Below are 15081 nucleotides of genomic sequence, written 5' to 3' on the forward strand. Positions count from 1 at the left end.
GGCTTACCTGACCGGCGACTTCTCGAACGTGTCCAGCGCGGCCACGCGCGGCAGCGCGCCCGGATACTGATCGTTCAGCCAGCTGATCAGTTCCTCGCGCACGGCGCAGCGCAGCGACCACACCGCATCCGAATCGCGTCCGGTCATCGACGCCCGGACCTCGATACCGGTGGGGGTGCTGTCGGTGACCAGGAGGTTCCAGCTGCGGCCGTCCCAGTCGGGATGCTCGCTCAGGTATTCGTAGAGATGTTCACGCAGCTCGGCCACGGGGGCGCTGTGGTCCAGGTAGAGGAATACGGTGCCGGTCATCTGCGGGCCGCCGCGCGACCAGTTCTCGTACGGCTTGCTGTTGAAGTACGAGACCGGCATGGTGAGCCGGCGATCGTCCCAGATCCGGACGGTGAGGAAGGACAGGGTGATCTCCTCGACGGTGCCCATCTCGCCCTCGACGACGACCGTATCGCCGATCTTCACCGAATCACCGAACGCGATCTGCAGGCCTGCCATGAGGTTGCTGAGCGTGGACTGGGCCGCCACACCGGCGATGATGCCGATGATTCCGGCGGAGGCGAGTAGCGAGGTGCCCAGCACGCGCAGCCCCGGGAACATGACCAGCATGGCGATCGCCGCCGTCGCGACCGCGAGCAACGCGGTCGTGATCCGGCGGATCAGCGTGAACTGGGTGTTGAGCTGGCGTACCCGGCGAGGGTCGCGGGCCCGGCGGGAGTAGCTGTTCAGCAGCCCGTCGGCCACCGCGTCGGCTATCCGGACCACCAGCCAGACCGCCGACATGGTGACCATGGAGGCAAGCACACTGAGGATCACCGTGTCCTGGCGCAGATTCAGATCGGCCAGCGGGTAGGTGATCCGGAGTGCGGCGAAGCCCAGGAACAACTGCAGCGGTAATTGGATGCGCCGCAGCAGACCGGGAATGGTGGTCTTGGGGTGCCGGGCCGACCAGTATCGAAGGCCGCGGTCGATCGCCCAGCCGAGGGCGACGGTCACGGCCAGCGTGCCCCCGAATACGATCAGCAGCCGTATCACGTTCTCCACTGCGCCCACTCCTTGCTACCCATCGCTCGTTCAGATCCCCCGAACAAGGCTACAGTTCGATAACGGCGGATCACCACCAGTCACGGGGATCTCACGGAGCGCTCTGTGGCTACTGCGGCGCACTCCCCTGCGAGTACAGCCGGATCTCGCCCGTGTCGCCGAGGAACGCGTTGACCAGCATCACCTGGTCTGCCCTCAGTTCGGCCGGGTCGGGCGCGGTGGTGGTGATGGAGATCTGCGGGATGGCCGCCCAGTTCACGACATAGCGCTCCGGCGGCCCGTCGTCGTCGGACAGCCGGGCCAGCCGGAAGATGGAGACGGTTTTGCGTTCCATCAGGTCGCGCACCATCTCCGCGATCCGCTCGGGATCCTCCAGCGCGAACAGGAAACCGAAGGTCAGCTCCGGCGAGGAGACATAGGCGGGCACGAGCCGAGGTTAGCCCATGGATAACCGCTCGGTGTGAGTTGTCCCACCGAGCGGTTTGGCGGATCGGATCAGTGACGTGTGCCGGAGGGACCGGGATCGACGGTCTCGGCGTCGACGATCTCGGCGGCCGGCACGACACCGCCCTCCTGGACCGGCGGGGTGCCCGCCGAGTCCCGCCCCGCCTCTCTTGCGCGGATATCGCCGTCGCCCTTATTCGCCTCGGCCCCGGCGTCACGCTCGGCGGCGTCGCGCTTGGCCGCGGCGGCGGCCTCGTTCATCTCGATGGCGTCGGTGATCCATTCGCCGATCTCCCGGGTCACCTCCGAGACCGTGCCGGTGATGATGCTCGCGATATTGCCGACCCGGCGCGCCCCCGACGTGGTGAGTTCCTGGATGAGATCCTTGTTGGCCTCGAATTTGCCGATCATCACACGCCCGCTTCGGTAGGACTCTGCTGACGCATCACGATAACACCGGGGGCGGGCTGTTTCCGCAGCACAGCGGGCAGGAAACGGGCGATCCGGGACTCCGTCAACCGCGGCGGCAGCGCCAGTTGGAAGATCTTGGCCCATACCGAACCGATCTGCTTGCCCAGCGGTCCGGTGTTGTAGGGGAGCCCGAACTTCTCGCACAGCGCGCGCACCTCCGGCGCGATCTCCGGATACCGGTTGGCCGGCAGATCCGGGAACAGGTGGTGCTCGATCTGGTGCGAAAGGTTGCCGGACATGATGTGGAACAGCGGGCTGCCGGAGATATTGGCCGAGCCGAGCATCTGCCGGACATACCATTCGCCGCGGGTCTCCTCGGCAGTCTCCTCTTCGGTGAACGTCTGCACACCGGACGGGAAGTGCCCGCAGAAGATGATGGAGTAGGCCCACAGGTTGCGCACCAGATTCGCCGTCGCGTTCCCGGCGAGAGTGGACAGGAACAGGGGGCCGGTCAGCAGCGGGAAGGCCACGTAGTCCTTGAGGACCTGGCGTCCCGATTTACGGAGCTGCCCCTTGATCAGCGGTTTGAGGTCGGACCAGCTGCGCTTGCCCTTGACGATGTTGTCCGCCTCGAGGTCGTGCAGCATCACGCCCCATTCGAAGAAGACCATCAGCAGGAAGGCGTAGAGCGGGTTGCCCAGGTAGTACGGGTGCCAGTCCTGTTCGTCGTCCATCCGTAGCACGCCGTAGCCGATATCCCGGTCGCGACCGTGGATGTTGGTGTAGGTGTGGTGCATGTAATTGTGCGAATGCTTCCACTGGTCCGCCGGGCAGACGGTATCCCATTCGAAGACCCGTGAGTTCAGGCCCGGTTCACGCATCCAATCGTACTGGCCGTGCATGACGTTGTGGCCGATCTCCATATTGTCGAGGATCTTCGACACGCTCAGCGCGGCCACGCCGGCCAGCCAGAACGGGGGCAGGAATCCCAGGTACATCAAACCGCGCCCGGCGATCTCGAATCCGCGCTGCGCCTTGATGATGTCGTAGATGTACTGGCGGTCGCGTTCGCCCAGATCGGCGACGATCCGGTCGCGCAGCGCGTCGAGGGTGCGGCCGATCTCCTCGACCTGATCGGGCGAGAGGACCAGCGGTCCGTCCTTGGTCTCGGTGAGGATGGTCATCTGTTTCTCCCCTTCGTCTCAGATGTCAGATTTCGATGTCCACGTCGCCGACCGCGGCCTGGACGCAGAGTTGGATCGGCTGGTCGGGGTCGGATTCCAGCTCCCCGGTGCGCAGATTGCGGGTGCACCCGCTGCGCCGCACCGAGGTGCAGGAGAAGCAGATGCCCATCCGGCAGCCGAATTCCGGGCTGAGGCCGGCGCCCTCGGCCTGCTCCAGTAGGGACGACCCGGTGTTCTCCGCGGTGACGCCGCTGGCGGAGAAGGTCGTGGTCCCCTCCACGTCCGCGCTGTCCACCGGCGCCGCGGTGGCGACGAACTCTTCGGTGTGCAGACGTTCACCGAGGTTCTCCTCCGCGTAGACCGCACGCACCGAATCCATCAGCGGCGGCGGACCGCACAGATAGGTCTGCGCGTCGGCGAACCACGGCGCCACCCGCGCGAGTTCGTCGTGATCGAAACCCCGGCCGTCCCGTTCCGGGTAGCGCAGCTCGACCGCCATATTCGGGTGGGCGCCGGCGATTTCGGCGAGTTCGGCGCGGTGGGGCACCAGTTCCGGCGAGCGTGCGTAGTGCAGGAAGACCACCTCGCCGGAGTACTGCTCGTCGACGAGGGTGCGCAGCATGGACAGCACCGGCGTGATCCCGCTGCCACCGCTGATCAGCAGCACCCGCTCGGGTCGCCGGTCCGGGAGATGGAAGACCCCGGAGGCCGGCTCGAGGTCCACGATCATGCCGGGGCGCGCGTGTTCGTGCAGGTACCGCGACACCAGCCCGTGCGGATGCACCCGCAGGGTCAGGTCGAGGCGGCGGCGGCGATCGTGCTGGGAGTTCACCGGCGAATAGCAGCGCAGGTGGCGCACGCCGTCGATCACCACGCCCAGCTGCAGGAACTGTCCCGCGCGCAGCCCGTCCCACTGCCGGGTCGGGCGCAGACCCAGCGAGAGCGTTCCCGGAACCGAACGGTCCACGTCGACGATGCGGGCCCGCATATCGCGGACGGTCAGCATCGGCTGTACCAGTTCCAGGTACCGGTCCACCGGATGCGGAGTGGTCAGGGTCTGCACCAGATCGAGGAGGGCCACCATGGGAGTTCTCCGTCCCTATCTGTCGGTCATGTCACGAGGTGGAATCTATTTCGGTGTACGCCTGTACACTCAACTAGTGTGCCGGATACCCCGCCGGAACTGTCAACCAGTAATCGGTGTGACGCGGACGACAAGAGGGAGATGGGTGAATGGTGAACGGCTGTATGCTCACTGAAATGACCGATCAGGGAGCGAGCCGCGTCGAGCGCAAAGAGCGCACCCGGCAGGCCCTGCTCGCCGGCACGCTGGCCTTGGCCGCGGAACGCGGTTTCGGGGCGCTGAGCCTGCGCGAGATCGCCCGCTCGGCCGGTATCGTCCCCACCGCCTTCTATCGGCATTTCGACTCCCTGGACGACCTCGGCGCCACCCTGGTGGACGAGGGCGTCCAGGCACTACGACTGGCGCTGCGGCAGCTACGCCGCACTCCCGATGCCCGGCTCTCGGAAACGGTGCGGTTCGTCTTCGGTGAAGTCACCCAGAAGCGGGAGTTGTACGGGTTCCTGATCCGGGAACAGCGCGGCGGCAGCCCGGCACTGCGTTCGGCCATCGCGCTCGAACTACAACTGATCGTGCGCGAACTGGTAGCGGACCTGTCCCGCGTCCCGGCCCTGGACGACTGGTCGCCGGGTGATCTGGAAGTCGCCGCCGACCTGCTGGTGTCCACCGTGATCGAGGGGATCGCCGACTATGTGGGCGCCACCGCGCGCGCGGAACAACCGGTGATCGACCGCACGATCCAGCAGATCCGGCTCATCGCCCTCGGGATGGGCGCCTGGAAACCCTGAGCGCGCCGGACCCCGTCAGACGACAGGTGTCCGCGCCGGCTCTTTGCTGCTCGAAGCGTCCGGAGCCGGTACGAACAGCAGGGCGACGAGCCCTGCGCCCAGCACCACCAGCAGACCGCCGATACCGGCCCGGTCCGCCCCGAAACCCCAGACGAACAGACCGAACAGGGTGGGCGCGAGGAATGAGGCGGCGCGCCCGGTCGTGGTGTAGAGACCGAACAGCTGCCCCTCCCGCCCAGGTGGTGTCAGCCGGGTGAGGAAGGACCGCGCCGACGCCTGCGCCGGGCCGACGAACAGCGTCAGCGCCAGGCCGAAGATCCAGAACATCACGGCGCCCGACACCAGCAGCAGCACCGCACCGCACACCACCGCGGACAGCAGCGATACCGCGATCACCCGTTTCGGCCCGACCGTATCGTCGAACCGGCCGGCCACGACCGCCCCGACCGCCGCGACGACATTGGCCGCGATACCGAAGAGCAGCACATCGGATTCGCTGATCTCGTACACCTGTACTGCCAGCACCGCACCGAACGCGAAGACACCGGCCAGGCCGTCCCGGAAGATCGCGCTGGCCAGCAGGAACCAGATCACGGTGCGGTCGAGCGCCCACAGTTCTTTCAGGTCGCGCCACAACACCCGGTAGGAGCCGAGCAGTCCCGCGCTCGCCGCCCCGGGATCGGCCCGGGTGCGCGGCACCTCCGGCACCGCGAACAGCACCGGCAGCGCGAACACGCCGAACCAGACGGCGGCCAGCAGGACGACCAGCCGGATGTTCAGCCCGTCCTCGGTGCTCACCCCGAGCAGCCCGCGTTCCGGGCCGTCGCCGGCGATGAACCCGAAATAGCAGATCAGCAGCAGGAAGATACCGCCGAAGTAGCCCATGGCCCAGCCGAATCCGGACACCCGGCCCAGCGTCGCGGGGGTGGACACCTGACGCAGCATCGCGTTGTAGGGCACCGTCGAGAGCTCGAGGAACACCGACCCCAGCGCGAGCAGCACCAGCCCGAGCCACAGGTAGGAGTACTGGTCTCGGACGAAGAACATCGCCGCCGTCAGCACCACGACGACGGCGGTCATGATGGCGAGCGAACGTTTGCGATTCGCGGTCGCGTCGAACCGTTGACCGGTGACCGGCGCGGTCAGCGCGACGACCAGTCCGGCGAGTCCGAGGGCCCACCCCAGCCAGGCACTGGCGGAAATATCGCCCGGAAGATCCTCGCCGACGCTGTCGGTGAGGTACACCGCGAAGACGAACGTGGTGATCACGGCGTTGAACGCGGCCGACCCCCAGTCCCACAGCCCCCATGCGACCACCTGCCCGCGCCCCGCCCGCGCGTCCGCCTCGCTCATACCGCGCACCCTAATGGATTCACGACGCACCGGCCGGGCTACCGCCGACGAGCCGGTGACCGGGCCGCAGCCACGGTCGAAATACGGCGAGATAGCGGGTTGATCACGTCTGGGTCCGCAGAATGTACGGGCGCGGACCGCAACCCTATAGTCGGAGAATGTCTTTCGACTCGAAGTGCGCCATCAGGGACTCGAACCCCGAACCCGCTGATTAAGAGTCAGCTGCTCTGCCAATTGAGCTAATGGCGCGTGCTCCGCTGTGCGGTGCGGGACAGACATTAACAGGCTCGGGCCGCAGAAGTGAAATCGATATCCCGTCGGGCGGGTGTGAGCCGGCCGACACCGTAACGACCGGCGCCCGGAACCCTATGAGTAGGTTGCCGGTGGCGCCGGAAGTGATCGTGGCGGTTGGGATCACCTCGGTACGGCTGGCAGAATGATGAACGTGGTCTCGACCGATCCCGCTGCCGTGGGTCGAGGTGAGCAGGTGATCGGTCGGATCCGGAGCCGTCGGCGCGTAGCGGGTGCGCCGAGACTTGAAACGGGGTTGATATGCATATTGGTGATCGGCGCGGGCCGGTCCGCTGGCTGTTCGGACCGCTGGTGCTCGTCGTGCTGGTCGTACTGGCGCTGACCGGTTGTTCGAAGTCGGAGGCGTCGGACGGAACCGTCGCCATCGACCGCAATCCGCTCACCGAGCTCATCAAGCCCAAGCTCGTGGCCCCGGTCAAGGACGGCGATATCGGCGTCTCGCCGGCCGAGGGGATGAAGTTCGAGATCACCGACGGGCTGTTCACCGAGGTGGCGCTGCTCAACCCGGACGATCAGCCGGTGGCCGGGCAGCTCGCACCCGACGGCCGCAGCTGGTCCACCACCGAACCCCTCGGATACAGCAAGACCTATCGCCTGCAGGCCCGGGCCAACGGCCTGGGCGGCGCGTCGACCGCCGGTATGAGTTTCACCACAACCGCGCCCGGCAATGTCACCAAGCCGTATCTGGTGCCCGGCGAGGGCGAGGTGGTCGGCATCGGCCAGCCGGTGGCGGTCCAGTTCGACGAGAACATTCCCGACCGCAAGGCTGCGCAGGACGCCATCACCATCAAGACCGATCCGCCGGTGGAGGGTGCCTTCTACTGGGTGAACAATCGCGAGGTCCGGTGGCGGCCCGAGCATTTCTGGACGCCGGGCACCAAGGTGACGATCGATGTGAACGTCTACGGCAAGGACCTGGGCAACGGACTCTACGGCCAGGACGACATCAACTCGCACTTCGTTATCGGCGACGCGGTGGTCTTCAAGGCCGACGACAATACGAAGATGGTCACCGTCGAGAAGAACGGCCAGGTCATCCGCACCATGCCCACCTCGATGGGGAAGGACGACACACCCACCAACAACGGGGTGTACATCCTGGCGGACCGGCACGAACACATCGTCATGGACTCCTCCACCTACGGTGTCGCGGTGAACTCGCCCGACGGGTACCGCACCGACGTCGACTGGGCCACCCGGATGTCCTACAGCGGGATCTTCTTCCACTCGGCGCCGTGGTCGCTGGGCGCGCAAGGCAATACCAACACCAGCCACGGGTGCCTCAACCTCAGCCCCGAGGACGCCCAGTGGGTCTACAACAACGCCAAACGCGGTGATATCGCCATCGTGACGAACACCGTCGGCCCGGTCCTGCCCGGGACGGACGGGCTCGGCGACTGGAACATTCCGTGGTCGGAATGGAAAGCGGGCAACGCCGACATGTGACACCCGTCTCCATGGTGCCGGTGCCGGGTCCCCGCTGGGGCCCGGCACTTCGCTTTCAACGGGCGGTCTCGTAGAGCCGGCGCACGATGTCCTCGATATCTGGTTCCTCGATGGACAGATCGCGCACCTCGGCCCGCGCCGACACCTCGGTCAGCAGCCGCGCGGCGGTGGTCGCCTCGGGATCGAAGGCCAGCCGCTGCCGCATACCCTCGGCCTCCACGGAGATCAGTTCCGCCCCTGTGAGACCGTCGAGGCCCGGCGCGGGTGCGGTGAGGTCGACGACCAGCACCCGCTGCGCTCCCACCGTCGCTCCGAGGCCGGGCAGCGATCCGTCGTAGGCCAGTCGCCCGTGATCCACCACCAGCACCCGGTCACAGAGTCGCTCGATATCGCCCATATCGTGGGTGGTCAGCACGAGGGTGGTACCGCGTTCGGCGCGTTCGGCCCGCAGGAATTCGCGCAGGCGCTGTTTGGAGAGCACGTCCAACCCGATGGTGGGCTCATCGAGGATGATCAACTCCGGGCAGTGCAGCAGCGCCGCGGCCACCTCGGCGCGCATCCGCTGACCCAGCGACAACTGCCGGACCGGCGTATCGAGCGTATCGGCCATTTCCAGCTGTTCGACCAGTTCCGCGGTGCGTGCCCGCCCGGCTGCCGGTTCCAGCCTGTGGATCGCGGCCAGGATGGTGAACGATTCCCGCAGCGGCAGGTCCCACCACAGCTGGGAGCGCTGGCCGAATACGACGCCGATCCGGCTCGCCAACTCCCGGCGCCGCCGAATGGGTTCCAGGCCGCACGTGCGCACGGAGCCGGAGGTCGGCACCAGGATGCCGGTGAGCATTTTGATCGTGGTCGACTTCCCGGCGCCGTTGGCGCCGATATAGCCGACCGCCGCGCCCCGCTCGATCCGGAAGGTCATGGCGTCGACCGCGGTGACCACCTCGCGCCGCGAGCGCAGCCCCTTCCCGGTCCGGCGAGTGAAACATCTGGTCAGCCGGTCCACCTCAATAATCGTATTGCCCGTTGTACCGTCGTATCCCATCTCAGCCACCGCCGCTCTGATAGTGCCTCGTCCCGACCCGCCACATCGCCCACGCCAGAATCCACACCCACGCCGCCGCGAGCGGCGCCCACCAGGCGAGCCAGGACGGCAGGCCGGCGGGGCCGGGTAGCTCCAGTAGCGCCAGCGTCGGGAGGTAGGCGGTGAACGCCACCGGTATCGCGACACAGAAGAGCACCTTCAACGGTGTGGGAAAGACCGACGCGGGTTGCGTCGCCGCGAAGGATCCGCCGTAGGTGAAGCTGTTGGTCATCTCGGCCCCGTCGATGAGGAAGAACTGACAGCCCGCGGCCACCACGAACAAGCCCCCGAACAGGATGGTGCCGCTCACCACCGTCAATGCGATCAGTGCCACCGATCCGGCCGACCAATCGATCTCGTTGCGTACCAGCCCGACGCTCAGCACCACCAGCGCGACCGTGGCCCGGGCCAGACGGCGCAGGGAGAAATCGCTGGTGATCAATTGCAGCAGTACCGGCTGCGGGCGCAGATGGTAGACGTCGAGTTGGCCGAGGCGGATGAGATTCGGCAGTTTGTCCAGATGCCCGAATACCAGCTGGGCCAGGGCGAAGGCCAAGTTGCTCAGGCCGAACAGCAGCAGCGCGGCGTCCAGGTCCAGGCCGCCCAGCACCTTCGCCTGGTGGAAGATCACCCACACCTCGGCGAATTCGGCCAGCCCGACCAGGGTCGCTCCCACCAGATCGCCGGCGAAGGACAGCCGATAGGTACGCTGCGCCCGGATCCGGGACCGCAGTACCGCGGCATAGGGCGCGAATCGGTCACCGGCGAGAACACGCCGGCTCGCCGGCGGATGCACGGCGGTCTCAACCACCTTGCACCTCCAGCTTCCGCCGACCCGCAGCCAGTAGGACCCGGCCCACCGCCAGGACGGCCAGCAGCCAGCAGACCTGCGTGCCCACCAGCTGCGCCGCCTCCCAGCCCGTGACCCGGCCGGACAGCACATCCACCGGTACCTGCAGCATCGAAGGGAACGGCGTGCACTCGGCGAGACCGCGCAGCCAATCCGGGAAGACGTGCACCGGGACGAACAGTCCTGCCAGGAACGGCCCGCCGACCTGATAGAGCGTCCGCAACCCCCGGGTCTCCACAACCCAGAAACCCACGGTGGTGAGCACGAACAGGGACAGGAACGAGATGGCCGCGGCGAGAACGACGCTGAGGAGACCGAGCGGATAGGACTCGGGAGTGCTCGGGAACGCCAGTCCGAAGGTGAGCGCACCGACCAGCACGCTCGGTATCCCCCGGGGGATCAACGTGCACAGCGCCCGGCCGAGATCGGCGGCCAGATTACCCAGTTGCACATCGACCGGCCGCAGGAAATCGATGGCGATATCACCGTTGCGAACCCGTTCGGCCAGCTCCAGTTCCGCGCCCATGAATTGCAGCGCCCCGAGCATTCCCTGGGAGATCCAGACGTAGGCACCGATACTGCCGGCGTCGTATCCGCCGAACCCCCCGGTGGAACCGATCGCAGCGATCATCACCGACGCGCGGACGAATCCGAACACGCAGTTGGTGAACAGCCCGCCGAACATGGCCAGCTTGTAGCGCCACTGCCGACGGAACCCGGCGACCAGGAGCCGCCGGTAGACGCCGGCCGTGCCCCGGAGATCGACCGCAGTGGCCGGCACGGTCACCCCCCTGCTTCGCGCGGACACAAAGCCGCCAGCCTACCGTGCCACTCCGGGGCGGAGAAGCGATTATCGAGCGACCCCTACAATCGCGCGGCCAGCCGGGTGCCCTGCTCGATGGCCCGCTTCGCATCGAGTTCGGCGGCCAGTTCGGCACCACCGATCAAATGGGTCGGCACACCCGCGGCGGTGAGGTCCGATTCGAGTTCACGCACCGATTCCTGCCCGGCGCAGATGATCACATTGTCGACCGATATCACCCGGGGCCGCTCACGCTTGGGGCCGAAGCTGATGTGCAGCCCCTCGTCGTCGATCCGCTCGTAGTTCACCCCGCCGATCTGCTCGACCCCTCTGGTCTTCAGCGCCGCCCGGTGTACCCAGCCACTCGTTTTCCCGAGCCCTCTTCCAAAGGGTGTGTCCTTGCGCTGCAACAGCACGACCTCGCGGGCCGCGGGCGCCGGACGCGCGGCGCGTAATTGCCCGCGCAGTTGTTCGTCGTCGGTATCGACGCCCCACTCCGCGCGCCACTCGTCCGGTTTCAGCGTGGGATGTCCGTCCACGACGAGGTATTCGCTCACGTCGAAACCGATCCCGCCCGCACCGATCACCGCGACCCGCTCGCCCACCGGTCTGCCGTCCCGCACCAGTTCCGCGTACGAGAGCACCATCGGATGGTCGATACCCGGGATATCGGGGATACGCGGCCGGACCCCGGTGGCCAGTACGACCTCGTCGTAGCGCCGGTCGATCAGTTCGGCCGCGGTGACCCGGGTGTTCAGATGCACCTGCACACCGGTGAGATCCAGTTTGCGGGTGAAATAGCGGATGGACTCGTCGAACTCCTCTTTGCCCGGAATCCGGCGCGCGATATCGAACTGACCGCCGATCCGGTCGAGCGCCTCGAACAGGTCCACCCGGTGGCCGCGCTCGGCCAGGTTCACCGCCGCCGCGAGCCCGGCCGGACCGGCCCCGACCACGGCGATGGTCTTCGCGCGCCGGGTGGGCAGCAGGGTGAGCTCGGTTTCCCGGCCGGCCCGCGGGTTCAGCAGGCACGACACCGTACGGTGCTGGAAGGCGTGATCGAGGCATGCCTGGTTGCAGGCGATACAGGTATTGATCTCGTCGGTACGACCGGTCGCGGCCTTGTCGGCCCACTCCGGGTCGGCCAGCAGCGGTCTGGCGAGGGAGACGAGCTGGGCGTCGCCGCGGGTCAGGATCTCCTCGGCGATCTCGGGCATATTGATACGGTTCGACGCGCATACCGGGATCCCCACCGCCGCGGTGATCTTGGCGGTGAATTCGACGAAGGCCGCGCGTGGCACCGAGGTCACGATCGTGGGCACGCGCGCCTCGTGCCAGCCGATATCCGTGTTCAGGATATCGGCGCCCGCGCTCTCCAATTCCCGGGCGAGTGAGCAGATCTCTTCGAGAGTCTGGCCGTTCTCCACCAATTCCGCCATCGACAAACGGAATACGATCAGGAAATCGGCACCTACCGCGGCCCGGATGCGCCGGACGATCTCCACCGCGAGCCGCCGACGATTCTCGGCAGAACCTCCCCAGCGATCATTTCGTTTATTCGTACGCGGGGCGAGGAATTGATTGATGAAATAACCCTCCCCGCCCATGATTTCGACCCCGTCGTATCCCGCGAAACGGGCCAGCTCGGCACACCGGGCGTAATCGTCGATGGTCCGCCGAATTCCACGGTCGGAGAGAGCGCGGGGGCGGAACGGGTTGATCGGTGCCTTGATCGAGGAGGCGGACACACTGCCTGGGAGGTAGGCGTAGCGCCCGGCGTGCAGGATCTGCAGCGCGATCTTGCCTCCGGCCTCGTGCACCGCGCGCGTGATCGTCCGATGACGGTAGGCCTCGACGCGGTTGGTCAGTTTCGCGCCGAACGGCAGCAACCATCCGGTGCGATTGGGGGCATAGCCACCGGTGATGATCAGGCCGACACCCCCGCGGGCGCGTTCGGCGAAATAGGCGGCCAGCCGGTTCGTGTCCCAGGCCCGATCCTCCAGGCCGGTGTGCATGGATCCCATGACCACCCTGTTGCGCAGTGTGGTGTGCCCGACTTCGAGCGGGGTGAACAGCTGCGGATAACTCGGCGTCGAGTACATCGCGGGCCCTCTTTCCGATATCGGTCCGGTCCGGCGGCGACCCGGCCGCCGGACCTGCAGGCCCTCATCTCACCATTTCGTCGCGACACCGTTCCACCTCTGGAGCACACCGCTGAGGGAAAGCCGGTCGAGACGGGACCGGACCGTCCCGGTGGCACCCGCTCGACCACCCCGTTTTTCCCATCACAGAACCATCACGAGCACGGATCCACTGTTATCTCCCAGAAATTTTGTGGCGTGCACCACAAGAGGTTTAGAACCATTCCACCAGGTCATCGGGATGATATAGCGCGTTCATTTCTTGCTTCAAGATCGCACTTAAGATTTTCTCAGGCCCCGTTCACCTGTTGTTCACCTACTGTGACCATTCTGAGATCCGGTCGTAAACGACCTGAAGTTCGGCTAGTCCGCAGGGTTGTGGACACAGGGTTGGAAACAACCGCGAAAACTCGCCGGCGCGACAACCACAAAAGGTATCGCGATAGTCGAACTCGAGTCCACTCGACTTCACCACAGTGTGGAGTTCCTGCGGGCGCGGCGGACCGGGAAACCACCCGGTAACCGCGATATGCGTCATCCGGACCCGGACCAGCCTGCGTTCGGTGTCACACAAAAGAACCCGACAACAGCACAGTCATGTTTTCCGGTCGCGGGCCACCGGCCCGCACCGAAGATCCGTGCTGCCCGAACCGGGCCGGATCCCGAGACCGAACAAGGAACCGAATCCGATCATGCCTTCCCACAGTTTCACCAGCCTGCGCCGTCGTACCAAGCGTGAAGTATTCGGCTTCGCCCTCGCCACGGCCGGTATCGTCGCCGTCACCGCCTCCTCCGCGGTTTCCATGGCCGACGACAGCTCCGCCGGCCGGGTTGCCATGGTCGCCGAGCAGGCGCCCGCCCCCGCGACCACCGAAGCGACCGCCATCGCCGCGCCCGCCGCCGATGTCGAGATCATCCCCGCTCCGGCGCCCGCCCCCGAAGCGCTGGCCGCTCCGGTGCCGGTGCCCGCCCCCCAAGCGGCGCCCGTGCCGCCGCCCGCCCCGGTCTACCCCAACAACCTGGACGGCTGGATCCAGGAAGCCATGGACATCATGGCCGCCAACGGCATCCCCGGCAGCTTCGAGGGGATCAAGCGCAACATCCTGCGGGAATCCTCGGGCGACCCGAGCGCCATCAACCTGTGGGACTCCAACGCCGCCATGGGCATCCCCTCCAAGGGCCTGCTCCAGGTGATCGACCCCACCTTCGCTGCCTACCACGTGCCCGGCACCCCGTTCGACGTGTGGAACCCGGTCTCCAATATCGCGGCGGCCTGCAACTACGCCGCCCACCGGTACGGCTCCATGGACAACGTCAACAGCGCGTACTGAGTCGGCGCCGCGAGCCCGGGGCCCTGGTGACCCCGGTCTCCGCCCCGCCGTCGCTCCGGAACCGGGCCGCCACAGCAACTGGTGACCATTCGCAGAAGCGGTGAGGGCGGCCGGGTCCAGTACGGACCCGGAGAGAATTTCATGATCAGCGGGATGGCGCAACGGTGCGCCGGCCGCGGCGGATCCCCGGATGACGGGACCACGGTGAGGGTCCGGCCATCCGGCCCGGGACAACGTTGTCCCGCGCTACGGCTGCTGCCCCCGCAGATCGTCCGCGCCGCGCAACGACGCGCGGTCGCGGCGGCCCGCCGAATCGGCGGGAAACCACAACGAAGTGGGTGCGCGATGCCGTCCGATTCGGGCGGCATCGCGCATTTTCGTCTCACGCCCCCGGCCCCGGGTCGGCGGCGTGGACGAATACAGTTCTCTCGATACCGGATTCCGAGGACCTTCTACACTTGCTCATGGCCGATTACGCGCATTCTCCGGCCGCGGAGGCCGGTCGGGCCGCCAAGGCGCGGCAGCTGGCCGGTTATCTGTGGGATCGGGATATCTCGGGTTCCGAACTGCTCGGCATATCCGCCGCGGCGCGCCGCAAGCTCGCCCGGGCGGCGGAAGTCAATCCACCCGGCACCGAGGAGACCTGGCGTTCGGTGGCGCGTCTGCTGGACGAGAAGGCCGAGTGGGCCGCGCGACACCCCGGCCATCCGGCGGCCACCCGGCACCATACCGACGAGAAGCTGCTCTGGGTGAAGCCACCGGTCACCCCCTGGTGACCGTCGCCGCACTTCCCCACTCACGCCG

General features: G+C 66.8%; 14 protein-coding genes and 1 tRNA gene. 4 read left to right on the plus strand and 11 right to left on the minus strand.

What is annotated here, in order from left to right; genetic code table 11:
- Window positions 1–3: 3 nt before the first annotated feature.
- From NS4_RS18220 to NS4_RS18240, 5 genes are all read right to left on the minus strand, one after another.
- Entirely contained in the window at window positions 4–1053 is a 1050-nt protein-coding gene (locus NS4_RS18220; RefSeq protein ID WP_063060732.1) for a mechanosensitive ion channel family protein, read from the minus strand.
- Window positions 1054–1162: 109 nt separating this feature from the next.
- Window positions 1163–1480 carry a hypothetical protein gene (locus NS4_RS18225; protein WP_063060733.1) on the minus strand — a complete coding sequence of 106 codons (318 nt, stop codon included), beginning with the start codon at window positions 1478–1480 and terminating at the stop codon, window positions 1163–1165.
- 68 nt (window positions 1481–1548) lie between these two features.
- On the minus strand, window positions 1549–1908 hold the full coding sequence (locus NS4_RS18230) for a hypothetical protein (RefSeq protein WP_063060734.1): 360 nt from the start codon (window positions 1906–1908) through the stop codon (window positions 1549–1551).
- Window positions 1908–3092 (minus strand): fatty acid desaturase family protein, encoded by a 1185-nt coding sequence (locus NS4_RS18235; RefSeq protein ID WP_063060735.1) that lies wholly within the window; start codon window positions 3090–3092, stop codon window positions 1908–1910. The genes NS4_RS18230 and NS4_RS18235 overlap by 1 nt, the downstream gene beginning before the upstream one ends.
- A gap of 25 nt (window positions 3093–3117) precedes the next feature.
- Window positions 3118–4176, minus strand: coding sequence for a ferredoxin reductase (locus NS4_RS18240; protein ID WP_063060736.1), 1059 nt, complete (start codon window positions 4174–4176; stop codon window positions 3118–3120).
- Between the two features lie 176 nt (window positions 4177–4352).
- Here NS4_RS18240 and NS4_RS18245 point away from each other — a divergent pair, with 176 nt between their 5' ends.
- Window positions 4353–4961, plus strand: coding sequence for a TetR family transcriptional regulator (locus NS4_RS18245; protein WP_245665509.1), 609 nt, complete (start codon window positions 4353–4355; stop codon window positions 4959–4961).
- Window positions 4962–4976: 15 nt separating this feature from the next.
- Here NS4_RS18245 and NS4_RS18250 read toward each other — a convergent pair whose 3' ends face one another.
- Together NS4_RS18250 and NS4_RS18255 are read right to left on the minus strand one after the other, a co-directional pair.
- The gene (locus NS4_RS18250) at window positions 4977–6314 is read right to left on the minus strand and encodes an MFS transporter (protein WP_063060738.1); all 1338 of its coding nucleotides are present in this window, start codon (window positions 6312–6314) and stop codon (window positions 4977–4979) included.
- Between the two features lie 176 nt (window positions 6315–6490).
- A tRNA-Lys gene (locus NS4_RS18255) sits at window positions 6491–6563 on the minus strand.
- Between the two features lie 303 nt (window positions 6564–6866).
- Between NS4_RS18255 and NS4_RS18260 the strand changes: the two genes are divergently transcribed.
- On the plus strand, window positions 6867–8072 hold the full coding sequence (locus tag NS4_RS18260) for a L,D-transpeptidase (RefSeq protein WP_063060739.1): 1206 nt from the start codon (window positions 6867–6869) through the stop codon (window positions 8070–8072).
- A 55-nt stretch (window positions 8073–8127) separates the two neighbouring features.
- On the opposite strand, the gene NS4_RS18265 is transcribed toward NS4_RS18260, so the two are convergent.
- The 4 genes from NS4_RS18265 to NS4_RS18280 form a co-directional block, all read right to left on the minus strand.
- Window positions 8128–9114 carry an ABC transporter ATP-binding protein gene (locus NS4_RS18265; RefSeq protein ID WP_063060740.1) on the minus strand — a complete coding sequence of 329 codons (987 nt, stop codon included), beginning with the start codon at window positions 9112–9114 and terminating at the stop codon, window positions 8128–8130.
- A gap of 1 nt (window position 9115) precedes the next feature.
- A complete protein-coding gene (locus NS4_RS18270; RefSeq protein ID WP_245665511.1) occupies window positions 9116–9964 on the minus strand; it encodes an ABC transporter permease in 849 nt (282 codons plus the stop codon).
- Entirely contained in the window at window positions 9957–10790 is an 834-nt protein-coding gene (locus NS4_RS18275; RefSeq protein WP_084487481.1) for an ABC transporter permease, read from the minus strand. The genes NS4_RS18270 and NS4_RS18275 overlap by 8 nt, the downstream gene beginning before the upstream one ends.
- A gap of 77 nt (window positions 10791–10867) precedes the next feature.
- Window positions 10868–12907 (minus strand): NADPH-dependent 2,4-dienoyl-CoA reductase, encoded by a 2040-nt coding sequence (locus NS4_RS18280; protein ID WP_063060741.1) that lies wholly within the window; start codon window positions 12905–12907, stop codon window positions 10868–10870.
- A 731-nt stretch (window positions 12908–13638) separates the two neighbouring features.
- Here NS4_RS18280 and NS4_RS18285 point away from each other — a divergent pair.
- Both NS4_RS18285 and NS4_RS18290 read left to right on the plus strand, forming a co-directional pair.
- The gene (locus tag NS4_RS18285) at window positions 13639–14277 is read left to right on the plus strand and encodes a transglycosylase SLT domain-containing protein (protein ID WP_063060843.1); all 639 of its coding nucleotides are present in this window, start codon (window positions 13639–13641) and stop codon (window positions 14275–14277) included.
- Window positions 14278–14741: 464 nt separating this feature from the next.
- Window positions 14742–15053, plus strand: coding sequence for a hypothetical protein (locus tag NS4_RS18290; RefSeq protein WP_063060742.1), 312 nt, complete (start codon window positions 14742–14744; stop codon window positions 15051–15053).
- Window positions 15054–15081 lie beyond the last annotated feature (28 nt).

Origin of the sequence: Nocardia sienata NBRC 100364 (assembly GCF_001613205.1) — a bacterium.
In the GTDB taxonomy this organism is placed as follows: Bacteria; Actinomycetota; Actinomycetes; order Mycobacteriales; family Mycobacteriaceae; genus Nocardia; species Nocardia sienata.